Origin of the sequence: Phyllobacterium lublinensis (assembly GCF_020164435.1) — a bacterium.
In the GTDB taxonomy this organism is placed as follows: domain Bacteria; phylum Pseudomonadota; class Alphaproteobacteria; order Rhizobiales; family Rhizobiaceae; genus Phyllobacterium; species Phyllobacterium lublinensis.
This window is the reverse complement of record NZ_JAIUDQ010000011.1, coordinates 55,623-78,597: the sequence shown is the minus strand read 5'-3', so window position 1 is coordinate 78,597 and position 22,975 is coordinate 55,623. Positions and strand designations below refer to the sequence as shown.

Annotated in this window: 22 protein-coding genes; 5 read left to right on the top strand and 17 right to left on the bottom strand. The window is 57.5% G+C overall.

Annotated elements, in window-relative coordinates:
* Window positions 1–24: 24 nt before the first annotated feature.
* Window positions 25–480 (top strand): Cu(I)-responsive transcriptional regulator, encoded by a 456-nt coding sequence (cueR, locus tag K9U38_RS14560; protein WP_224495061.1) that lies wholly within the window; start codon window positions 25–27, stop codon window positions 478–480.
* A gap of 285 nt (window positions 481–765) precedes the next feature.
* Window positions 766–1,806 (top strand): glutamine synthetase beta-grasp domain-containing protein, encoded by a 1,041-nt coding sequence (locus tag K9U38_RS14555; RefSeq protein ID WP_224495060.1) that lies wholly within the window; start codon window positions 766–768, stop codon window positions 1,804–1,806.
* Window positions 1,807–2,224: 418 nt separating this feature from the next.
* Here K9U38_RS14555 and K9U38_RS14550 read toward each other — a convergent pair whose 3' ends face one another.
* From K9U38_RS14550 to K9U38_RS14525, 6 genes are all read right to left on the bottom strand, one after another.
* Window positions 2,225–2,860 (bottom strand): hypothetical protein, encoded by a 636-nt coding sequence (locus K9U38_RS14550; protein WP_224495059.1) that lies wholly within the window; start codon window positions 2,858–2,860, stop codon window positions 2,225–2,227.
* A 156-nt stretch (window positions 2,861–3,016) separates the two neighbouring features.
* Window positions 3,017–3,151, bottom strand: a complete 135-nt coding sequence (locus tag K9U38_RS14545; protein ID WP_224495058.1) for an ABC transporter — start codon at window positions 3,149–3,151, stop codon at window positions 3,017–3,019.
* 198 nt (window positions 3,152–3,349) lie between these two features.
* Window positions 3,350–3,946 (bottom strand): L,D-transpeptidase, encoded by a 597-nt coding sequence (locus K9U38_RS14540; protein WP_224495057.1) that lies wholly within the window; start codon window positions 3,944–3,946, stop codon window positions 3,350–3,352.
* A gap of 162 nt (window positions 3,947–4,108) precedes the next feature.
* Complete coding sequence (locus K9U38_RS14535) at window positions 4,109–4,600, bottom strand: acyl-CoA thioesterase (RefSeq protein WP_224495134.1); 492 nt, start codon at window positions 4,598–4,600, stop codon at window positions 4,109–4,111.
* Window positions 4,601–4,740: 140 nt separating this feature from the next.
* Window positions 4,741–7,899 carry an efflux RND transporter permease subunit gene (locus K9U38_RS14530; protein WP_224495056.1) on the bottom strand — a complete coding sequence of 1,053 codons (3,159 nt, stop codon included), beginning with the start codon at window positions 7,897–7,899 and terminating at the stop codon, window positions 4,741–4,743.
* A gap of 3 nt (window positions 7,900–7,902) precedes the next feature.
* Window positions 7,903–9,096 carry an efflux RND transporter periplasmic adaptor subunit gene (locus K9U38_RS14525; protein WP_224495055.1) on the bottom strand — a complete coding sequence of 398 codons (1,194 nt, stop codon included), beginning with the start codon at window positions 9,094–9,096 and terminating at the stop codon, window positions 7,903–7,905.
* Between the two features lie 419 nt (window positions 9,097–9,515).
* Here K9U38_RS14525 and K9U38_RS22135 point away from each other — a divergent pair, with 419 nt between their 5' ends.
* Window positions 9,516–10,256, top strand: a complete 741-nt coding sequence (locus K9U38_RS22135; RefSeq protein WP_224495054.1) for a DUF930 domain-containing protein — start codon at window positions 9,516–9,518, stop codon at window positions 10,254–10,256.
* Window positions 10,257–10,358: 102 nt separating this feature from the next.
* Complete coding sequence (locus tag K9U38_RS14515; RefSeq protein ID WP_224495053.1) at window positions 10,359–10,922, top strand: methylated-DNA--[protein]-cysteine S-methyltransferase; 564 nt, start codon at window positions 10,359–10,361, stop codon at window positions 10,920–10,922.
* Here K9U38_RS14515 and K9U38_RS14510 read toward each other — a convergent pair.
* The 6 genes from K9U38_RS14510 to K9U38_RS14485 are packed head-to-tail and all read right to left on the bottom strand — an operon-like array spanning window position 10,919 to window position 17,131.
* Complete coding sequence (locus K9U38_RS14510; RefSeq protein ID WP_224495052.1) at window positions 10,919–12,523, bottom strand: GMC family oxidoreductase; 1,605 nt, start codon at window positions 12,521–12,523, stop codon at window positions 10,919–10,921. The genes K9U38_RS14515 and K9U38_RS14510 overlap by 4 nt on opposite strands.
* Window positions 12,524–12,527: 4 nt before the next feature.
* On the bottom strand, window positions 12,528–13,511 hold the full coding sequence (locus K9U38_RS14505; RefSeq protein WP_370631944.1) for a branched-chain amino acid ABC transporter permease: 984 nt from the start codon (window positions 13,509–13,511) through the stop codon (window positions 12,528–12,530).
* Window position 13,512: 1 nt separating this feature from the next.
* A complete protein-coding gene (locus K9U38_RS14500) occupies window positions 13,513–14,400 on the bottom strand; it encodes a branched-chain amino acid ABC transporter permease (RefSeq protein WP_224495051.1) in 888 nt (295 codons plus the stop codon).
* A 4-nt stretch (window positions 14,401–14,404) separates the two neighbouring features.
* Window positions 14,405–15,109: an ABC transporter ATP-binding protein gene (locus K9U38_RS14495; protein WP_224495050.1), complete on the bottom strand. Its 705-nt coding sequence runs from the start codon at window positions 15,107–15,109 to the stop codon at window positions 14,405–14,407.
* Window positions 15,102–15,926, bottom strand: coding sequence for an ABC transporter ATP-binding protein (locus tag K9U38_RS14490; RefSeq protein ID WP_224495049.1), 825 nt, complete (start codon window positions 15,924–15,926; stop codon window positions 15,102–15,104). The genes K9U38_RS14495 and K9U38_RS14490 overlap by 8 nt, the downstream gene beginning before the upstream one ends.
* Entirely contained in the window at window positions 15,926–17,131 is a 1,206-nt protein-coding gene (locus K9U38_RS14485; protein WP_224495048.1) for an ABC transporter substrate-binding protein, read from the bottom strand. The genes K9U38_RS14490 and K9U38_RS14485 overlap by 1 nt, the downstream gene beginning before the upstream one ends.
* Window positions 17,132–17,435: 304 nt before the next feature.
* Here K9U38_RS14485 and K9U38_RS14480 point away from each other — a divergent pair, with 304 nt between their 5' ends.
* The gene (locus tag K9U38_RS14480; RefSeq protein WP_224495047.1) at window positions 17,436–18,347 is read left to right on the top strand and encodes a LysR family transcriptional regulator; all 912 of its coding nucleotides are present in this window, start codon (window positions 17,436–17,438) and stop codon (window positions 18,345–18,347) included.
* Here the strand turns inward: K9U38_RS14480 and K9U38_RS14475 are convergent, their stop codons facing one another.
* Genes K9U38_RS14475 through K9U38_RS14455 form a run of 5 tightly spaced genes read right to left on the bottom strand, consistent with a single transcriptional unit; the run spans window position 18,348 to window position 22,918 of the window.
* Window positions 18,348–19,460: an NAD(P)/FAD-dependent oxidoreductase gene (locus K9U38_RS14475; RefSeq protein ID WP_224495046.1), complete on the bottom strand. Its 1,113-nt coding sequence runs from the start codon at window positions 19,458–19,460 to the stop codon at window positions 18,348–18,350. It abuts the gene before it with no gap.
* Window positions 19,457–20,236: a carbon-nitrogen hydrolase family protein gene (locus tag K9U38_RS14470; RefSeq protein ID WP_224495045.1), complete on the bottom strand. Its 780-nt coding sequence runs from the start codon at window positions 20,234–20,236 to the stop codon at window positions 19,457–19,459. The genes K9U38_RS14475 and K9U38_RS14470 overlap by 4 nt, the downstream gene beginning before the upstream one ends.
* The gene (locus K9U38_RS14465) at window positions 20,233–21,033 is read right to left on the bottom strand and encodes an ABC transporter permease (protein ID WP_224495044.1); all 801 of its coding nucleotides are present in this window, start codon (window positions 21,031–21,033) and stop codon (window positions 20,233–20,235) included. The genes K9U38_RS14470 and K9U38_RS14465 overlap by 4 nt, the downstream gene beginning before the upstream one ends.
* On the bottom strand, window positions 21,030–21,884 hold the full coding sequence (locus tag K9U38_RS14460; protein ID WP_224495043.1) for an ABC transporter permease: 855 nt from the start codon (window positions 21,882–21,884) through the stop codon (window positions 21,030–21,032). The genes K9U38_RS14465 and K9U38_RS14460 overlap by 4 nt, the downstream gene beginning before the upstream one ends.
* Window positions 21,881–22,918 (bottom strand): ABC transporter ATP-binding protein, encoded by a 1,038-nt coding sequence (locus K9U38_RS14455; protein ID WP_224495042.1) that lies wholly within the window; start codon window positions 22,916–22,918, stop codon window positions 21,881–21,883. The genes K9U38_RS14460 and K9U38_RS14455 overlap by 4 nt, the downstream gene beginning before the upstream one ends.
* Between the last annotated feature and the right edge of the window lie 57 nt (window positions 22,919–22,975).

Genomic DNA, 22,975 nt, shown 5'->3' with positions numbered 1-22,975 from the left:
TTGCGCCAGACAGCAGGAGGTCCCATGAATATTGGCCAGGCAGCGGCGGCATCGGGTGTTTCCGCAAAGATGATCCGCCACTACGAGATAATCGGCTTGATCAAATCTGCGGAACGCAGTGATGCCGGTTACCGCATCTATTCGGGCAACGATTTGGAAACGCTGCGCTTTATCCGGAGGGGACGTGACCTGGGATTTTCGGTTGAACAGATACGCCAGCTACTTGCCCTGTGGCGCGACCGCAGTCGTGCTTCGTCGGATGTCAAGCGCATAGCGCTCGAACACGTGGAGGAGCTCGAGGCAAAAATGCGCCAGCTCGAAGAGATGGCGAATACGTTGCGACACCTTGCCATGCACTGCCACGGCGATGGTAGGCCGGATTGCCCAATCATCAAGGATCTCGCGCATGCAGACAAGCCCGCTGGCGCGCTTCCTGCTACAAAACGGCCGGGCGTGTTGAAGGGTTCGCTGGCCGGCTGAACCTCCGGGGGTAGGGTGCTCGGATGGACGCATTCTGACTGCCCAAGAAAAATTCAGTGTGCCGACAATTTAATCACCGGCGATACGCTACGCAGGACCCGCTAACAGACCGGTGAAGTATCGGCTACGATCAAACCCGCCATTTTGGACGCGACTAAGGTAATTTCCCCGCCATCAAGGCAATTGGCACGAAATATGCTTGTTCCAGATTGTCCGCCACTGGCGAAACCCAATTAGCGGTGGGGAAACCTAGCGCCTCGCACCAACAATGATGGAAGGTTTGAAATGACAAAATACAAGCTCGAGTACATTTGGCTTGATGGCTACACTCCAGTGCCGAATCTTCGCGGGAAAACCCAGGTTAAAGAATTCGATAGTTTTCCTACGCTTGAGCAACTTCCCCTGTGGGGATTTGACGGAAGCTCCACCATGCAGGCCGAGGGCAGAAGCTCGGATTGTGTTCTGAAGCCTGTTGCCGTTTATCCCGACAGTGAACGCAAAAATGGCGTGCTTGTAATGTGCGAAGTCATGATGCCGGATGGCAAGACGCCGCACCCGTCGAATACCCGTGCCACAATCCTTGATGACGAGGGGGCATGGTTCGGCTTTGAGCAGGAGTATTTCTTCTACAAGAATGGCCGCCCGCTCGGCTTCCCTGATGCTGGTTACCCCGCTCCCCAGGGCCCATATTACACTGGCGTAGGCTATAGCAATGTCGGCGACGTAGCGCGCAAGATCGTCGAGGAGCATCTGGATATCTGCCTCGCCGCCGGTCTGAACCACGAAGGTATCAATGCGGAAGTCGCAAAGGGCCAGTGGGAGTTTCAGATTTTCGGCAAGGGCTCCAAGAAGGCAGCCGATGAGATCTGGCTGGCTCGCTACCTGATGCAGCGCCTGACCGAAAAATACGGCATTGACGTCGAGTATCATTGCAAGCCTCTCGGTGATACGGACTGGAACGGCTCTGGCATGCATGCCAACTTCTCGACCGCGTTCATGCGCGATGTTGGCGGCAAGGAGTACTTCGAGGCACTCATGCATGCTTTTGAAGTAGCAAGGGCAGACCATATCGCCGTTTACGGGCCGGACAATCACATGCGCCTCACCGGCAAGCATGAAACCCAATCCATCCATACATTCAGCTATGGTATTGCCGACCGCGGCGCATCGATCCGCGTTCCACATAGCTTCGTGAACAATGGTTACAGAGGTTACCTGGAAGATCGCCGTCCGAATTCGCAGGGCGACCCTTATCAGATCGCGTCCCAAATCCTGAAGACGATCGCTTCGGTTCCTACCGAGAGTGAGGTTTCGGTGGCCGCCTGATCCAGATGGTTACGGCGCGGACTTTACCGCCGCGCCGTGACCGATCCCTAAAACTGATGATAAACCTGCGTGGTTCGTCCCCATAAGGATTGCTTGAGCGCTTTGCTACACCCGCCGCACCAAGTGCCTTGTGCGATATCCGGTATTGTATCCAGATGGCCAAGGCGGGAAACTCCGTACCGACCTTTAAGGCCGAGGCATGGCTGCCACTGCAAAGCTGTCAATGGGGGTGATCTCCCGATCACGCATATGCGCTCCGCTCAAGTGCGAAGGGAACAAAAAAAATCCAGGCGACAAACGCCCGGGATCACTTGAGCCTGAATACCAGTGATGTGCACATGTCACCACACGGCCGTTCGGCAATTGTGACGGGCCGCACGCCCAACTCGGCAGCTGGGCGGGCGGCCGGATTGGGAACTTAGCCTGGAGGGCCGGTATACCCGACGCCTCCATTCATCTCGCGAAGCTTGGTTATATACTGTTGCGGACGGAGCAAAGGGTTGGGAACCTTGTACCCCATCGACTTCGCAATATCCCCCACAAAGGCATTGCAATTGTAAAGTACTGCATGCCAGACAGGAGAGCTGGCTTTCAGCTTACGGATATATGCAACGACTTTGTTGTATTGCGACTGGTTCAGCGTAACGCGCCAGCTGGCCGATCTGTAACGATCTTCAAGATCGCCGTCGGTCCACCCTGTTTCCGAGGGTACCGGAATATAGTGGCCCAGAACATACGGCACAACACTGGTCGTGGCGGGTGCAAGGCCGGCAACTTCCGGATCGATCATCTGACCGGCATTGTTCATGCGGCCAAACACGACATAGGTGTGGCCATAGGTAAGCGCATAGCGTGAGCGAAACTCGATGAAATAGCGACCGGCTTCGCGTTTGGGTGTTTTGGCGGCGACGTTACTTCGCGTCGTCGCTGCGGTTGTCTTGACTGGAGCCGCGCCGTCACCAGCACCGGGTCCCGATTTGGCACTCGTCTGACAGACCGCTGTCAAAAGAGTGAAAAGTACCATGACTAAAAGGCGGATATTTGGATGCGTCATCTTGTTCCCGAACTCCGAAGAGCGCAGACGTGAAGTCAACCATGCCCACACTCAAGAACCGGGGCTGCCACAAGCTTGTTGTGAAGACAGCCTAGTCCAGATCAGATGTTGGTGGGGGAAGCACCAAAAGGTGACTCCCCCCACCGAGTGAAGTTCTTACTTATAAACTGGCGCTGGTGCCGGTTCCTCTACGGGTGGCGGAGCCTTCCCTTTCCCCTTCCCAATGGACTCACAGGCGCTTAGGCTGCCAACTGCTAACACGGCAACTAAGGCGATCAGTACTCTGCTCATCTGAAAATCCTTTCTCCTCAACGGCGAGTAGGCTACAGGAGGAAGAGTACCATAAATGGTAGTGATGGCTAGAGCCCGGTAAGGGAAAGGCACCACTTGTGTCCGATTTGCCACAACCCTGTATTGTGTCGACAACGCAATGGGTTGGCACGATCGGAAATCCGAAGCCGGCAAGCATAAAGCGCTATGCAGTCGTCATCAGATGATCACGACGGGGGATCCCAGGGGTGTGCGCTCGTAGAGGTCGACAGCATCCTGATTCGTCAGGCGAATGCAGCCGTTCGACACAGCTCGACCAATCGACCACGGCTCGTTGGTGCCGTGCAACCGGAACATCGTGTCCTGACCGCCGCGATAGAGATACAGGGCTGCTGCCCCAAGCGGGTTATCTGGACCCCCGGGGACACCACCGGCATATTGCAGCAGGCGAGGCTTGCGCTTCATCATGCTTGCAGTTGGCGTCCACGATGGCCACTCTTCCTTGCGCCCGATTGTTGCTCTGCCTTTGAGCGTGAGACCCTCTTCGCCCACAGCGATACCGTAGCGTGTCGCCATGCCATCGGATTCGACGGCGTAAAGATATCGTTCATACGTATTGACGACGATCGTCCCAGGCGGCTCGCTCGAGCTATAGGCCACGCGCTGCCGCCGCAAGCGCGGGGCAATGCCTGGTTCTCCATTGAAGGCAGTGGTTACCGGTTCGAAGGCCTCACGCACGACAGGCGTGCATCCTGCAGCCGCCAGTCCCAGGCTCCCCAGCACGAGTGCCCGGCGGGTCATTTTTGCATTGTTCATTCGGTTTGCTCAGACAATGTTTGAAACAATTAGCGTTAATGGTAGCATCCAAGTGGCCGACGGCCAAGCCTTGTAGATTGCTTGAATTTCGGGATATGCACAACCTCTGATTAGACTGTGTCGAATCGGACACTCTCACCGGTACGTATATCCCTTCCGCGATCAGTCGGGTGAGCTTGACCCGGCGGCCCGGAAACGCTTCTCAAATTCCCGGCGCAAGCTGCGCCTGACTTCAGCGGCACGCAACCGTTTTTGAGCGACCTCGGTCGTTGGATGATATGACGGCACTTCCGTGGGCCGGCCGTCATCATCCACCGCCACCATGGTGAAATAGCAGGAATTTGTGTGGCGCCTTTCGCCACTGCGGATATTCTCGGCCTCCACCCTTATTCCGACTTCCATGGACGTACGACCCGCATAATTGATGGATGCACGGAATGTCACCAGCTCACCGACCAGGATTGGCTGGCGGAATACCACCTGATCCACGGACAAGGTAACGGCATACTGCTTCGAGAACCGTGAGGCGCAGGAGAAAGCAACGCGGTCCAGGAGATTGAGCAGAGCGCCGCCGTGAACCTTGCCGCTGAAATTGGCCATATCGGGTGTCATCAGCACCACCATCTCGACTTGACTTGTATCCGTGCCGTCCATCGCAGTCTCCGTCATTGCCGTCGGCTTTATTATGTCCACCATGGCGGCCTGACTGGCAAATCATTTTACTGGGGTGAGACCACGCGCTCGGCACCCCGGCACGCAGACTATCGGCCGAACGTGGACGGCGCCGAGCTGGGTCAGGCTTGGGGCGGTTCGTGACTGGCGGCGACCGTTGCCCGCCGACGGCGTCCGATGGCGGAGAAACGTTCACCGATATAGCCGAAAAGCACGTACAATCCCGGGATAACGAGGATACCGACGACCGTTGCCGCAAGCATTCCCGCAACGACAGTCGCGCCGATCGATATGCGGCTGGCGGCACCGGCACCACTTGCAATGACGAGCGGGACTGACCCGAGAATGAAGGCAATAGCGGTCATGAGCACGGCGCGAAAGCGCATATGGCCACCTTCGATGGCTGCATCAATGAGGCTTTTGCCAGACTCATGGCTTTCCTTGGAGAACTCAACGATCAGAATTGCATTCTTTGCGGCCAGTCCGATCAGAAGCACGAGGCCGATCTGGGCGTAGATATTGAGACCCATTCCGACCGCCCTAATGCCGAGGATTGCCCCCAGAATAGCCACGACCACCGACGCGATAACCGCAAATGGAATAGTCCAGCTTTCATATTGGCCAACGAGAAACAGGTAACCGAATATAATGGCGAGCGCAAAGACGACGACCGTTTGGGTGCTTGCCAGCGCTTCCTGATAGGACAGTCCAGACCACTCGAAGGCGTAGCCCTCCGGAAGCGCCGTTTTCGCCACATCCGTAAGGGCCTGCATTGCCTGACCCGAGGATGCTCCGGCCGCTGGTGTGCCATTGATCGTCGCGGCAGTAAACTGGTTGTATCTGGTCAGCAACGTTGGTTCGAGCCGCGTGCTGATGGTAGCAAGGGCCCGCACGGGCACCATCGCCCCGGTCGTGCTGCGAACGAAAAGGTTCAGGATGTTGTCCGGCGTTCGCCGGTACTGGTAGTCGGCAGCGACGTTCACCTGGTAGACCTGGCCGACAATGTTGAAATTATTGACGTAGCTGGAGCCAAGTTGAGTCTGCAGCGTGCTGAAAATGGTTGAAACGGGGGTATTCAAACGCTGTGCGCTGTCCCGATCGATGTCGAGAAACACGCCTGGCACTTCGGCTGAAAATGTCGAATAGGCATTTCCGATTGCCGGGTTTCCGTTCGCGGCCACAATGAATGAGCGCATCACCTGAGCCAGTTCCTCGGGCGACTGTCCGCCGAGCGCTTCGAGCCTGAAATCAAAGCCTTCCGCATTGCCGATGCCTGGAATTGCTGGCGGCGGGAAGGCGATGATATTTGCAGAACCCAGCTGGACGAATGCCCGGTTGAGGCTGTTATAAATTCCGCGCAAGCCGGTCTCCGGTGTCTTGCGTTGGTCCCAGGGTTTCATCACGACCAGAACCAGTCCCGTGTTAGGTTGGGACGCACCTGAAAGAATGCTGTAGCCCGAGACTGTGACCACGTTGGCAACGCCGTCAGTCTTGAGAGCAATACTACCGACCTCGTCGAGAACTGCCTGCGTCCTTGGAAGCGCGGCGGCATCGGGAAGTTGGACGTTGACGAACAGAACGCCCTGGTCTTCGTTCGGGATGAAGGCTGTGGGTGTGCGCGAAAGCAACCAATATGCTCCACCACCAATAAGCACAACAATCAGCCCGGCCACGAGGGAACGTCGCGCCAGAAATCCAGTGATGCGCGAATAGCCATTCCTCGTGCTATCAAGCCCGAGATTGAACCAGCGGAACGGACCGCGCGCTGGTCGCGGACGATGCAAAATCGTGGCACACAAAGCCGGGCTGAGCGTTAGCGCATTCAACGCTGAAATCGTCACTGCCGCCGTAATCGTCACGGCAAACTGTCGATATAGCTGTCCAGTGATGCCTGGAAGGAATGCGACGGGCAGAAAGACTGCAATCAAGACGAGTGTGGTCGAGACGATAGGCCCGGTCACTTGTCGCATTGCCACACGTGTGGCGTCTGGGGGTGACATGTCCGGATGCTCTTCCATCACGCGCTGGACGTTCTCGACGACGACGATGGCATCATCGACCACAAGGCCGATCGCGAGAATCAGCGCAAACAGGGTCACTGTATTTGCCGAGAAGCCGAGCGCGAGCAGAATGGCAAAGACACCGATCAGTGATACGGGGATCGTCAGGGCAGGGATGAGTGTTGCCCGCCAGTCCTGCAGGAAAACGAACACAACGATGAGAACGATCACACCAGTGATGACAAGTGTGAGGATGATTTCATGAACGGTTGCTTTCACGAAATCCGTGGAATCGTAGATGACTTCGTATGCGACATCCGCCGGAAAGCGGTTCTTGAGTACTTCAAGCTGGGCGCGAACCGCGTCAGCTACCCCCAGGGCGTTTGAGCCTGGGGATTGGTAAATTGCGATCGTGGCGGACGGGCTACCATTCAGCTGGCTGACCGAGTTGTATGTTTGCGCGCCAAGTTCGACGCGGCCGATATCGCTGATGCGGACTATCGCGCCTCCCGCTCCGGTGCGCACGATGATGTTCTTGAATTGGTCGGGACTGTCCAGTCGGCCAAGTGCGGTAATTGAGTATTGCAGGACCTGGTCATCGGGTATCGGCGGCGCTCCGATCAGGCCGGCCGCCGCCTGGACGTTCTGCTGTTGAATGGCGTTGGTCACGTCATCAGCCGTGATCCCGAGGGCCGCCATGCGCTGAGGGTCGAGCCAGATGCGCATGGAATAGTTGAGCGCTCCCATCAGGGTCGCAGAGCCAACGCCGGCCACGCGCGATAGCGGGTTCACCACATTGATCTGCGCGTAGTTCGAAAGGAAGAGGCCATCCTGGCTGCCCTTGGGTGAAAACAGGCTGATGATGAGCAGGAAGTTCGGTTGCTGCGCCTTCACGCTGACGCCCAACCTCGTTACCGCATCTGGAAGCTGAGGAGTCGCCAGTGCGACACGGTTCTGGACGTTTACCTGGGCGATATCGCTGTTGGTACCGACGGCAAATGTAACGGTCAGGGTATAGACACCGCTCGAACTCGTGTTCGAAGCCATGTAGATCATGCCTTCGACACCATTGACCTGCTGTTCGATTGGCGTTGCGACCGTATCTGCAAGCGTTTGCGCGTCCGCTCCGGGGTAGTTTGCCGTCACCTGGATCGTCGGCGGCGTAATATTCGGATATTGCGCAACGGGGATGTTCACCAATGCGATTGTGCCGGCCAGCGTGATAATGATGGCGATGACCATTGCAAGGCGGGGGCGGCTGATGAAGATATCCGCAAACATGCGTCAGTTCCCCGTGGCAGCCGGTGTGGGAGCAGCCGGAGTCGGAGTTACGACGATACCCGCCCGCACTTTCTGAATCCCGTTTGTGATGATCACTTCGCCATTGGCCAATCCGGACGTGACGGACCAGTCAATGCCGACTCGCGGACCGAGTGTCACGCGTCGGACGACAGCGTGATTACCTTCATCGAGCACGAAGACGAACGCACCGTCACGATCCTGTTGCACGGCTGCCGCCGGAACGATGGGAAGCTGCGTCGGTTGACCGGACTGGACCGTTACGGTGACAAACTGGCCGGGTACCAGTTGCAGGCGTGGATTTGGGAACTCTGCAAAGACGGCGATCGTCCCGGTGGTGGAATCGATCGTGTTGTTGATGAACGCAATCCTGCCGGGGGATTCGTAGATCGTTCCGTCGGAAAGGCGAAGCATGGGCTTGTAGTTTTCGGACTGTTCCAGGACGCCCTGGTCATTGGGTTTCAAGGCGTTGATTACGACGAGGTAGTCCCTGTCGGAAATCGAGAACTGGACACGGATCGGGTCTGTCTGCACGACGGTCGCAAGCGTTCCGGTGGAGGGCGACACCAGATTGCCTGGGGTGACAAGCATCTTGCCGATGCGGCCGGCGATTGGCGATATTATGTCAGTATAGGAAAGGTTCAGTTCGGCGGTCTTGACGTTGGCCTCTGCCTGCGAAATCTGCGCCTTGGACTGGTCTACCTGTGCTGATGCCATGTCGCGCGTTGCCGTCGCCTGATCGACGGTCGACTGGGACACATTGGCGGTCCTGAGCAGCTCAATCTGTCTGGTGAGCGTAACTTCGGCGTTCTTCAGGTTAGCCTGCGCGCCACCCAGGCCAGCATTTGCCGATTCAAGTGCTGCTTTCGCGCTATCGAGCGCCGCCTGGTAGCCGTCTTTTTCGATTTCAAATGCAATATGACCGGCAGGTATGAAGCTACCTTCGGTAAAGCCGACGCTGTCCAGAAATCCCTCTACACGCGCCATCAGCTGGACCTGCTGGTCGGCGATGACCGTTCCTACAAATTCGCCTTGTCGCGTCACTGGAGCTAGCTTGACTGCTGATGTTTCGACCGCAGGCGGTGGCTGGTTGGCTGGTTCCTGCGCCAGTGCAAGACTGTTGCCCACGAGAAACAACATTGCGCCGGTGAACGACGCTCGTCGCCAGAATGAACTCACGTTGATCGAACTCCTCAGGTCGAATGCCGGAAAAACGGTCACGTTCTGATGGGAAAATCCTCTGCGTGCGTGCGAATTGGATCATAAAATGCAACGTTGTCTGCCGCCATTACAAAATCATGATTAGACATGTCGAAGCCGTACAAGTACGTAACTGTAACAATGTTTAATGAATGATGCGTAATCGAGAGGGTTTGTTGCCTTTTGTGGCGGCAGTGCTGCTGTTACTTGTTGACGATCGTTCCAACGGCTAAGTTGAACGCATGCCAGCCATTATCGATTAAGCAATGCACGGGTCAGCAATAAACGATTGGAAGGAAATCGGATGGGGGACGCTGGCCTCTGTCGCGCTGCATCTCACGGTGGCGGTCCTGCTGATATCTCGGATTCACATCGAATCTTACCCGTTGGAGGAGACGGTGGCGGTTGAACTCGTCGAACCGCTCCCGGCCAAGCCCAAAGACAAGCCGCAACAACAGCCAGCAAGTGTCAGGGCGGCTCGCCCGATGGTATTCGAATCAATGCCGGACCAACCGGAACAAAAAGATACTGAACCGGAGCGGCCCGTGGCAACACAGGCCCCGACACCCCCAACAGATGCCGGCGGTGGGTTAACCAACTCCAGCTCGGATACCGAACGTGACGAGCCTAAACCCGCGGCCCCTGCCGATACCAAGACGGATCCCCAGAATGTTCCGGTTCCAGAGCAGAAGGCGCGTCCCGACGAAGCGAACATCGGTGCGGCCGAGAAACCGGCAGTAGCGAAATCGAAGCAGAAATCCGATGAATCCATTGCTTCAAGGGAGCGAGCGTCGCCAAAATCGCTGTTTGATCCGAGGGTCATGCAGGCATTCGGCCAACTTCCGCGCGAAGGGCGCATCCGTCAGCTCTGCACCATCGAGGCTTTGGACCGGATTCGTCAGCAGGCATTTGGACGCTATACCGATATTCTTGTTCCCTACGGCACAACCGGTGGCCGGATCACGAACAATACACTCGACGCCAGAGGTGGAGCATTCCGCAGTGGTTCGAATTGGTACAATGTCAATTTCACATGCAAGGTCGATGCCGACACGACAAAAGTGGTTTCATTCCGCTTGGGAATCGGCGGAGCTGTCCCGAGGTCCGAATGGAGCAAACGGGAATTGCCGCTGGATTAGCCGGAGAACTGGTCGGTGTTGCCAGGCAAGTGCAAGAATCGGGTTGAATTCAATGGCTGCCCGCATGATTTTCATGGCAGATGGAATTTGAGGATAACGGACATGGGCCAGTCAGTGCACCACTATCTTGTCTTCCAGACTGCGGGCGGCTTCTGTGGCATTGCCTGGAACACGATCGGGATAACGCGCTTTCAACTGCCGACCCGAAGCGCCGAGGCAACCGAGCGAAACTTGCTGCGCCGGCTGGCCGGGGCGGAACCGGGGACACCAACACCACAAGTGGCCGAAGCCGTTGCTGCCGCGAAGCGTTACTTCGAGGGCGAGGAAACAGATTTTTCTGGTCTCGGGCTGGATCTGGGCGAGCAGGGCGACTTCTTCACCAGGATCTATTCCGCCGTTCGACGACTGGGCTGGGGGCAGACAACCACTTATGGTGCACTGGCAAGAGAACTCGGTGCCGGCCCGGAGGCGGCGCGGGATGTGGGCCAGGCCATGGCGAGGAATCCCGTGCCGTTGATTATCCCGTGCCATCGCGTATTGGCCGCGGGCGGTCGGGTAGGGGGCTTTTCGGCACCGGGGGGCTCTACTGCAAAGCTCCGTATGCTCGAACTGGAGGGAGTCGCCGTTGGTCCAGCGGAAGCTGCACAGAAGTCCTTCGGATTTTAGTTCTGGTGGTTTCTCCGGGCAATCATCTCGGCGGCTTTCTCGGCGATCATGATCGTGGGTGAATTGGTATTGCCCGATGTAATTGTAGGCATGATCGACGCGTCCGCCACGCGTAATCCCTGAATGCCTCGCACCCGCAATTGCGGATCGACGACAGATTCAGGATCAGCACCCATGCGGCAAGTCCCAACCGGGTGGAAGATTGTGGTGCCAATGGCGCCGGCTGCCTCTATCAGCTCGTCTTCGGTCTGGTAGCCCGGACCCGGTTTGAACTCTTCGGGGTTGAAGCGCTGCAGAGGCCTTTGAGCTACGATATTCCGGGTGATGCGGATGGAGTCAGCCGCAACGTGGCGATCGCTTGGAGTCGCGAGATAATTTGGCTGGATGGCCGGCTGGGCACGATGATCCGGCGATTTGATGTGGACAGTCCCGCGGCTGTCGGGACGCAGATTGCAGACACTGGCAGTAAAAGCTGGAAAGGCGTGGACGCTCTCACCAAACTTTTCCAGCGACAAGGGTTGGACGTGGTACTGCAAATTGGCGGTCGCAAAAGAGGGATCGGAACGGGTGAAAACCCCAAGCTGGCTTGGTGCCATGGCCATTGGGCCCGATTGATTGAGCAGATATTCCAACGCGATCGAGGCCTTGCCGAGAAGGCGATTGGCTTTCTCGTTCAGGGTAGGAATACCGGTCACCTTGTAGGCACAACGAAGCTGGAGGTGGTCTTGCAGGTTCTCGCCGATGCTGCGCCGTTCGAGGACGGTTTCAATTCCTGCGGCCTGCAAAACATCACCGCGGCCGATGCCTGACAGTTCAAGAACATGCGGCGACCCGATCGAGCCAGCCGCAAGGATCACCTCGCGCCGGCACTGGGCAGAGCGGATTTGACCCGCCTGTTCAAATTCGACGCCTTTGACCCTTAGCCCGTCAAGCAGGAGCTTGCGAACCTTCGCGCCGATCTCCACTTTGAGGTTCGAGCGCTTGCGCGCGGGGCGCAGGAATGCCTTCGCGGTGTTCCAGCGAATACCCCGCTTCTGGTTCACCTTGAAATAGGACGAACCCTCATTGTCACCGCGGTTGAAGTCGTCGGTTCGCGGTATCCCGGCAGCTTCAGCAGCGTCTCTGAACGCATCCAGTATATCCCAGTGGAGTCGCGCCTCTTCGACGCGCCACTCGCCTCCCGCTCCATGAAAATCATCCGCTCCGAGGTAATAGTCCTCCGACTTCCTGAAATAGGGCAGGACATCGTCCCAGCCCCATCCGGAACACCCATCCTGGCGCCACATGTCATAGTCCCGCGCCTGGCCGCGCATGTAGATCATGCCATTGATCGATGAGCAGCCGCCCAGAACCTTGCCACGCGGATAGTTCAGGCTTCGTCCGTTCAACCCGGGCTCGGCCTCGGTCGAGAAGCACCAGTCAGTTCGCGGATTGGAGATGCAATAGAGGTACCCGACAGGGATGTGAATCCATGGATAGTTGTCCTTGCCGCCGGCCTCAAGCAAAAGAACAGACACGTCTTTGTTTTCGGAAAGGCGATTGGCAAGCGTGCAGCCCGCGGTCCCCGCGCCGACGATGATATAGTCGTACGCCGTAGTCATTGGGTCAGTGCTCGGACCTGCTTTGAAGTTTCTTGCCAAAGCGCGAAGCGTAGAACTCTCCGATGATTCCGCGGCGGAACACCAGCACGCAGACCATGAAGATGATGCCGGTAATGACCGTAACCGGGAACTCCGAAGTGGCCAGGTAATTTTCCAGTGTTGCAATCAGCGCAGCGCCGAAGATGGGCCCAACCAGCGTTCCAATCCCGCCGAGGAGCGTCATCAACACGACTTCGCCGGACATTTGCCAGCTGACATCGGTAAGCGTGGCAAACTGGAAGACGATGGCTTTCAATCCGCCCGCAAGACCGGTGAGCGCCGCAGACATGACGAAAGCCGCAAGTTTGTAGCGGGCAACGGAATAACCAAGCGATATGGCGCGATTTTCGTTTTCGCGCACGGATTTCAGGATCATGCCAAACGGCGAATTGATAATGCGCCAGATGATGAACATGCCGATCATAAACACCGCAAGAACAAAGAAATACATGTTCAGCGGCTGGTTGAGATCGATAAACCCGAAAAGATGACCGCGCGGGACGCCTTGAATCCCATCCTCTCCATGGGTGAAGGAGGCCTGCAGGCAGAAGAACGAAAACATCTGAGCCAGCGCCAGCGTGATCATCGTGGAATAGATGCCTTGACGACGGATCGCAAAAAACCCGATGACCAAGCCGAGAACCGTGGCACCCGCGACGCCGACAAGAATGCCCAGCTCTGGCGAGAACCCCCATTCCTTCACCGCATGAGCGGTAAAGTAGGCCGCGCCGCCAAAGAAGGCAGCATGTCCGAAGGACAGAATACCAGTGTAGCCAAGCAACAGGTTGAAGGCGCATGCAAAAAGGGCAAAGCACAACACCTTCATCAGAAACACAGGATAGAAATAGAAAGGCGCGAGGATGAGCCCGGCAATACCAACGAGAATCAGAGCCATTTCGAGCGTCAGGAGCCGGCCCTTCGCAACACCGGAAATCGTTGTGTCGGTCATGTCAGACCTCCTTTCCGAACAGGCCTGCGGGGCGAACGAGCAAAACGATGGCCATGATGACGAAGATGACGATATTCGATGCCTCAGGATAGAAGACCTTGGTCAGTCCTTCGAAGATCCCCAGCATATAGCCGGTGACAATCGCTCCCAGAATGGAGCCCATGCCGCCGACGACAACCACTGCAAAGACGACAATGATCATGTTTGACCCCATGAGAGGGCTGACCTGGTAGATGGGCGCCGCCATGATGCCGGCAAGTCCGGCAAGACCAGCGCCGAGGCCGTAGGTAAACGTCAGCAACAAAGGCACGTTGATCCCAAACGCGCGAACGAGCGTCGGGTTTTCGGTCGCGGCACGTAGATAGGACCCGAGGCGGGTCTTCTCGATCAGCAGCCAGGTGCCGAGACAGACGACGAGCGACGCAACTACGACCCAGGCGCGATATTTCGGCAAGAACATGAAGCCGAGGTTGTAGCCGCCAGCCAATCCGGGGGGTACGGCGTAGGGCTGTCCTGCAGCACCGTAGTAATAGCGGAATGTGCCCTCGATCACGAGTGCGAGTCCGAATGTAAACAACAGGCCATAGAGGTGGTCGAGGTTGTAGAGGCGCGAAAGGGCAAGTCGCTCTATGACCGCTCCCGCAATGCCTACGATCAAGGGAGCCAGGATCAGGGCCGGCCAGTAACCTATGCCGAGATCTGCCAGCAAGAGATATCCGACGAAGGCGCCGAGCATGTATTGGGCACCGTGGGCGAAATTGATGACCCTCAACAGACCGAAAATGATCGCAAGCCCGAGGCTGAGCATCGCATAGAATGAGCCATTGATGAGGCCGATCAGCAATTGACCGAGGAAGGCCTGGAGGGGGACGCCGAAGATCATGGTCATGTCGTCATACCCCCAAGGCTTCGTTGAGCATGGCCATGCGGTCGGGGAGTTCCCTGACATGGAAATTGTCGATTATCCGGCCATGATCGACCACGTAGAAGCGATCTGCGACCTTGCTGGCAAAACGGAAATTCTGTTCGACGAGAAGGATGGTCATGCCGCGCTGTTTAAGGGTCACGAGCACCTCGCCGATGCGCTGGACGATGACCGGTGCCAGGCCTTCCGTCGGCTCGTCCAGCAGCAGGAGCTTGACGCCAGTGCGCAAAATCCGGGCGATTGCCAGCATCTGCTGTTCGCCGCCCGAAAGCTTGGTGCCCGGGCTGTTGCGACGTTCCTTGAGGTTGGGGAACAGGTCGTAGATCTCCGCTATGGACATGCCGCCCCCGGCGACAATCGGCGGGAGGTTGAGGTTTTCATCGACGGAAAGCGTGGCGAATATGCCTCGCTCTTCCGGCACGAAGCCGATCCCCGCATGTGCTGTGCGATGCAGCGGCACACGCATCATGTCCTTGCCCTCGAAGGTGATCGTCCCTGTGCGTTTGCGGATTATTCCCATGATGGAGCGCAGCGTTGTCGTCTTGCCGACGCCGTTGCGTCCAAGCAATGTAACTGTCTCGCCTTGATGAATGTCGAGATTGATGCCGTGCAAGGCATGGCCTTCGCCGTACCACGCATGGAGATCCCGGACAGAAAGCAGCGTGTTACTCATGTTCAGTTCCCATATAGGCAACGCGCACGCGCTCGTCCTGGCTGACGGTGCGGTAGTCGCCGGACGTCAGGATCTCGCCCCGTTGCAGAACTGTCACCCTGTCGCACAGATCGGCGACAACCTTGAGATTGTGCTCGACCATGAGAATTGCACGATCCTTCGCCACCTCGCGAATGATGTCGGAGACGATATGGACGTCTTCATGCCCCATGCCGGCCATTGGCTCGTCAAGCAACAGCACTTTCGGATCCAGCGCCAGCGTGGTGGCGATTTCCAGGACCCGCTTGCGCCCGTAGGACAGGTCAGCGGCCAGGTGATTGCGGGCATCTTGCAGTCCGACCGCCTCGATCAACTCCATCGCCCGTTCGTTAAGCCGGTTCAAGGCGCTCATGGGCAGCCAAAACTGGGTCGCAAGACGGCCGGGACGCTGCAAGGCAACGCGGACATTGTCGAGAATGGTCAGGTGCGGAAACACCGCTGATATCTGGAATGAACGAACGAGTCCCATGCGCGCCACCTTGGCCGGATCCGTCCTCGTGATATCGTGGTCGAGCAAGGTGATCGTTCCGCTCGTCGGTTGCAAAAACTTGGTCAGCAGATTGAACACGGTGGTCTTGCCAGCACCGTTCGGGCCGATCAGGGCATGCACCCGCGCATGGTGCACATCGAGATCAACGTTGTTGACGGCAATGAACCCGCCAAAATCACGGCGCAGGCCGCGAGCCGACAACACGACCCGCGATTCCTGATCTTGAGAGCCGGTGTCGGGAGTGGATTGTCCTCCCCCGAACGCAGCGGTCGTTGGCGAAGCGGTCATTAGTTGACCAGCGGGCAGCCGCTTTCGGCCGGCTTGATATAGGCTTCATCGCCCGGAACCGTGGCGAGGACCTTGTAATAATCCCAAGGTGCCTTGCTTTCATCCGGCTTCTTGACTTCCATCAGGTAAACATCGCTGATCAGGCGGCCGTTGAAGCCGACCTTTGCACCGCGCCCGAAGACGTCATCGACCGGCATTTCGTGCATTGCGGCGGCAACCTTTTCCGTGTCGTCAGTACCGGCCTTCTGGATCGCTTTCAGATATTGCGTAACACCTGAATAGGTCGCTGCCTGGATCATGTTTGGCATGCGACCAGTACGCTTGAAGAACTTCTGGCCGAACTCGCGCGATTGATCGTCACGGTCCCAATAGAAGCTTTCTGTAAGCGTCAGACCTTGTGCGGCCTCAAGACCGAGACCATTTACTTCGGCCAAGGTGAACAGCAGCGCAGCGAGGCGCTGGCCGCCGGATACGATGCCGAATTCAGCCGCCTGTTTGATGGCGTTGGCGGTATCGAGGCCGGCATTGGCGAGCCCGATGACCTTTGCGCCTGACGATTGGGCCTGCAGCAAGAACGAAGAATAATCCGTCGTCGCCAGGGGATGGCGAACAGAACCCACCACTTTACCGCCCTTGGACGTAACGAACTTGGAGGTTTGTTCCTCGAGCGAGTATCCGAACGCATAATCAGCCGTAAGGAAGTACCAGCTGTCTCCTCCCTGGGCCACAAGCGCGCCGCCGGTACCAACTGCAAGTGCGTGCGTGTCATACGCCCAATGGAAACCATAGGGGGAGCATTGCTTGCCGGTCAGTTCCGTCGTGGCCGCTCCAGTCACAAGGTTGATCTTCTTTTTCTCTTTGGAGATGCCCTGGACGGCGAGCGCAACGGAAGATGTCGTCAGTTCCATGATGGAATCGACCTGCTCTGTATCATACCATTGGCGGGCGATATTTGAGGCAATGTCCGGCTTGTTCTGGTGGTCGGCGGTAATAACCTCGATCGGTGCGTCGAGCACTTTGCCGCCGAAATCCTCGGCAGCCATCTTCGCTGCTTCATAGGACCACTTGCCGCCAAAATCCGCATACACGCCCGACTGGTCGTTCAGGATGCCAATTTTGACCTTGCCGTCGGAAACCTCGGCACTCGCTGCCGGAATGACAGTTGCTGCCATCAAAGCCGCTGTTGCGATCGCTAATAGTTTCATTCAGATCTCCTCCCAAAGATTAGCCGCTCACAGGATCATCACATGATGAACTGTCGCGGACGAAAATAGTTCACTTGAAAATTGCCCATGGAGACGGTGCGGATGCTTTCCACGGTTTCCTTGGCGTATTTCCTCCTCGGCCCGATTGTGCCTTTACGGCCGGACAATGCTCAACCCATGATTGCCTTGTTTCTCCCGACCGGCAACCATGATGCTCAAAAAACTCTAACATTGACAAATAGGTACACAAACATCTATTTTTGCACATAATCCGTACAAAAACGTACATGAAGATGATTTGACAATGCGGCAATTTACCTGGGACGATTTGCAATACTTTCTGGCTGTCGCCCGCACTGGGCAATTAACGACAGCGGCTCGCAGGCTTCGTACGAACCATGTCACCGTGTCGAGACGCATCGACCGGCTCGAGGAAGCGTTGTCGGCGCGATTGTTCGAGCGCAATCCGCGTGGATATATTCTGACTGCGCTGGGCGAGAAACTGATTGATACCGCCGAGATCATGGAGCGCGAGGCCGATCGATTCCAGAATGAAGCCTCCGGCGGTACGATCTCACTGAGTGGTGTGGTCCGCCTCAACATCCTGGAAGGCTTTGCCAATTTCTTTCTGGCGGACCGTCTTCCACGGATGGCGCAGTCTTATCCCGGTCTGTCGATCGAGATGGTTACGATCCAGCAGATTGTTTCTCTTTCCCGGCGCGAAGCGGACCTCTCGATAACCCTGCATGCGACGCGTACGGGGCCGTATCATCAGGAAAAGCTAGCGCCCTATCGGCTGTTCATCTACGGATCCAGGGATTACCTCTCCCGCCATCCGGCGATCAGGTCGCAGTCGGACCTCTCCAGCCACCGTTTCATCGGATATATCGAAGACATGATCTTCACGCCGGGGCTCGATTACATGCGTGAGATCCTGCCGGGGCTACGCGCATCCTATCAAAGCTCGAGTATCTTTGCGCAGCTGAGCGCCGCCCGTTCGGGCTTTGGCCTGTGTATCCTGCCCTATTACATTGCCTGCAACCATTCGGAACTCGTGCCGGTCATGCCCAGGGAACTGCACCTCGATCGCGATTACTGGCTGATTTGTCACGAGGACATTGTCAGCACACCGCGCATCCGTGCCCTGAGCAATTTCATAAAGTCGGAACTGGAAAACCAGACAGAGATATTCGCAGGCCAGGCGTTGCTGGATTGATCAGGCGAAGCGTACCGGCGACAACTGCGCGAGGAGTGTGTCCATGCCGGCTTCCGGAGGCTGCCCGCGCATAAGCGCCGCCGACAACGTGGAAAGGGCAGGGGCGGTCTGGATACCATAGCCCCCCTGACCCGCGAGCCAGAAAAAGCCCTCGACATCGCTGTCAAAGCCGGCTACCGGCGTCCGGTCGGGAGCAAAGGTGCGCAATCCTGCCCAACTGCTCTCGACACGGGTCACGGGCACGGTCACGGCCTGCTCATAACGATAAAGTCCCTCGGCAAGGATCATGTCATCAACGAAGGCGTCATGCGGCTCAACCGGCGTTTCATCGCAAGGCGAGACAAAAAGCCGTCCGCCATCCGGCTTCAGGTACCAGGCTTCGTTGACATCGTCGACGAGCGGCCAGCCCCGGGTGTCATAGCCCTCTGGGGCAGGGAGAACGGCAATTGACCGGCGCATGGGGGTGAGCCCAATTGCTTTGGCCCCGAAGATGCCGGCCGTGACATCAGCCCATGCGCCCGACGCATTGACGACCGTTCTGGCCCGGAACGTGCGGCCACCCGCTTCGACCTTCCACTCACCGGCGATCCGTTCAGCGCTGGCAACATCGGATTTTGTATGGAGCTTGACGCCCAGCGCCATTGCCTTGCGCAACCAGCCCTGGTGCAAGGCATTGACATCGATATCCCAAGCATCTGTCTGGTAACATGCTGCCTCTACATGATCACGGTTAAGGATCGGCACCATGGCGATGGCGCGATCGACATCGATCGCCGTCACGCCAGCGTTGTCACGGACGAACTCTGCGCACGCGTCAATGCCGTCTTCGCCAGCGACAGTCAGGCAGCCGCGCAGGGTGAGCAGCGGATCAGGAAAAAGGTCACGGTCGGGTTGTTGGAAAAATGGCGTGCTGGCGAGGTTCAGGCGGCGAATAATCTCATTGCCGTAGTTAGGAAGAAAGATCGCGGCAGAACGACCGGTCGAGTGGTATCCGGGCTGAGACTCACGCTCAAGGATCACCACCCTGTGCGTATCGGCCAGGGTGGCAGCGACACCCACGCCGGCAATACCGGCGCCAATGACAAGGACATCGGTTTCGATCGTATCGGTCATGCTGAACCCAGGTCTTTGAGGTATGGATTGCCGGCAATCGACGCGGCAAAAGCGGCAGGATCGATATCTGCAAACATCAAATGTTCCTGGTCGTCGGTGCAGACCGCAATCAAACTGCCATCTGGTGCAGCGACACGTGACTGCCCAGCAAATGTAAACCGCTCGTCCGCGCCCGCGTGATTGACATAGGCGACAAAGACCTGGTTCTCGAAGGCACGGGTCTGGATCATGTGGCTGGCGATAAATGTCCCTGATGGCCCGGCGGGAAGCGCTGTCGGAACGAGTACAGCGTCCACACCGGCCATTGCGAGACGGCGGACATTCTCGGGGAATTCCACATCGTAGCAGATCAGCAGACCCAGTTTCAGGCCGCCCATGTCGATAATGCAGTTGCCTGGTTTCGCGGGCTTGAACAGCGAGCGTTCATAGGCGCCAAAGAGATGCGATTTCCGGTATATGACAGGCACGGCATCGCGGTTGATGAATGCGGCGCTGTTGTAAATGTCGGCCCCGTCGCGTTCGGCAAACCCGGCTACAACCGCAATGCCGGCTGTCGACGAGATGTCCCGCAAGCCCCTGATTCCAATTCCGTTCGCCGTCTCCGCCAATGCAGGGATTGCTTCGCCGGCGCCATACCCCGTTACGCAGAGTTCCGGCGCCACCAACAGCTCGGCGCCGCCTCTTGTCGCTTCTGCGGCAGCGCGCTCGATGCGTGCAAGATTGGCTTGCACGTCACCGGAAATGGATTGCATTTGCAGAGTAGCTATTCGCATCACTTATCATCCGAAGCCATGGCGCCGAGCAACTTGGGAAGATCACCGAATTTCGCAACAAGCGAAAAGATGACGGCTGCGGTGAAAACGAAAAGGATCGTCACCGACGCCATCGTTGGCGTGTAGCCATAGCGCAACGCGTTGAAAATCTTGATCGGCAGCGTTTCCAGCGTGAAGCCCACAGTCATATAGGCGACGATATATTCATTGAGCGACAGCACGAAGGCAAACGCATAGCCGGACACCAGATAAGGCAGGATCAGGGGTAGAACGACAGTCCGGAAAATCGTCCTGTCATTGGCACCCATGGTGGCTGCCGCTTCGACAAATGAACGGTCGATAGCGGAAAAGCCGAGCGACAATGTAACCAATGGCAGGGTCACGAAAAAGATCGCGTGGCCGATGACTGCCGTCCATGGCTGGCCATAGAAACCCGTCGTCGCCCAGAAGGTCAGCAGCCCGAGTGCCGTGATCACCGGCGGCAGGGTGAATGGCGCAATCCCGAGAACCTGAAAGATGTTCGCCCACGGTGCAATCCGTCGCCACAGAAACCACGACAGGGGGAGCGCGATCAGTACGGCAAGTGCGGCAGAAGTCGTTGCAAGGATCACTGAGGCAAGGAGCGCGCTGCGCCATTCGGGATTGGTAAAGATTTCGCCGTACCAGCTGAGGGAAAAGCCCTGCGGCGGGAAGGCGAGAGTTTGCTTGGCATTGACCGAGACGCCGGCGACGATGATCAATGGCAGGCTGAGGAAAAGCCCGATGACGAGGAAATAAAAGCGCTTGAGCCACTGCATCATGCCTTCTCTCCCTTGCGGCCTATGAGCAACGTGAGTGCCACCAGTCCGAGCGTGACCAAAACCAGAAACACCGCCATTGCGGCCGCAAACGGCATATTGGATTGATAAATCGCCTGGTCGGTGATGAGGACGGATAGTGTCCAGTGTTGCGGCCTGCCGAGGATCTGCGGCAATAGATAGGAGCCCAGCGCGAAGATGAACACCATGATCAGCGTCGCCATGATGGTATTGCGCAGGGCAGGCACCAGCACATTGAAGAACGCGCGAATCGGCGACGAACCGAGCGTACGTGCGGCTTCCATCAAAGTGGGGTCAAGTCGGACGATGGCAGGATAAAGGACGAGGACCGTGTAGGGCAGAGCCTGGTACACCATACCGGTGAGCACCGCGCCGAAACTCGGGAACAGCGCGACCGGCTGGTCGAGAAGGCCGACCTTAACGAGCAGATTGCTAAGTCCGGCTGTTCGCGAAAGCAGTGTCGACCAGGCAAAGCCGATGATGACTTCCGACAGGGAAAGCACGGAGAGAAGTCCCACAAGCCAGATCACCTGCAAGCGCCGCGAAAGCGTGGATAGAAGATAGGTGAAAGGGAGCGCCAGCACGACGCAGCAAATGGCGACAGTCACCGCAAGAATGAGCGAAAAGCCAAGCACGCCCCCGAAAAAAGCGCTGAGGAAACGCTCATAATTGGTGAAGACAAACGCCGGTGTATAGAAGCCGCCTTCCTGCCGCTGAAAGAAGCTGACGGCAATCATTGTGCCGAAGGGGACAACGAAGAAGATGAGGAGCATGCCGGCGGGAAAGAACAGCGGTCCATAGTCGGCGATGGATTGAGGGGGCTCGCGCTTCATTGCTTCAGCACCACGCAGACTTCCGGGGACAGGGCGATGCCGACGGCCTGGCCGGCAACCACGTCGGGCCGCTCACGTGGCGTGGAAACGGCGATGATCTGCTGCCCGCCGGCTTCGACAAAGGTTTCGATGGTACCGCCGAGGTCACGGACGAAGGTTACCGTTCCGTCGATCGCGCCGTTTCCGGGTGCCGTCAAATGTACATCTTCCGGACGAACGGAAATCGTTGCAGTTCGTGCACCTGCCGGGAGTGAAAGACCAGTGACCCGATGGCCGAATATCGTGGCAGCTCCTGTATTGTCCGCCTCTGTTTCGATCAGGTTCGTAGAGCCGATAAAGTCGGCGACGAAGGTATCGGCCGGCTTGCGATAGATCTCGATCGGGGAGGCCGCCTGCCTGATATGGCCGCCATTCATGACCACGACCGTGTCCGCCATGGTCATCGCCTCACGCTGGTCGTGAGTGACGACGATCGTGGTTATGCCCAGCTTTTGCTGGAGCTGCCGTAACTCCACTTGCATGGCTTCACGCAGTTTCGCATCCAGGGCCGAGAGCGGCTCATCGAGCAGGAATATCTTTGGCGACAGCGCCAGTGCACGGGCGATTGCAACGCGTTGTCTTTGTCCACCGGACAGCTTCGACACGGGCCGGTCCCCGTATCCGGGCAGGTGTATGAGCGCCAGCAGTTCGTCGACGCGTTTTTTCTGCTCTTCACGGGGTGCGCCGCGAATACGCAGCGGATAGGCGATGTTTTCACCGACACTCAGATGCGGAAACAGCGCCAGCGATTGAAACACCATGCCGAGATTGCGCTTGTGCGTCGGCACGCCGGTGATGTCGGTTCCATCCAGCAGGATGGCGCCAGCTGTGGGATCTTCAAGTCCGGCGATCATGCGCAGCAAGGTGGTTTTCCCGCAGCCTGATGGTCCGAGCAGGCAAACGAAGGTACCGTGAGGTACCGCAAGTTGCACCTTATCGACGGCGGTAAACGCCCCGAATTGCTTGGTGACATTGTTCAAAACCAGTCCGGACATGAATCCCCCGTGTGTTTGATTGGCACCCACCCTTGCGGCCACGCAAAGGGTGGGTGT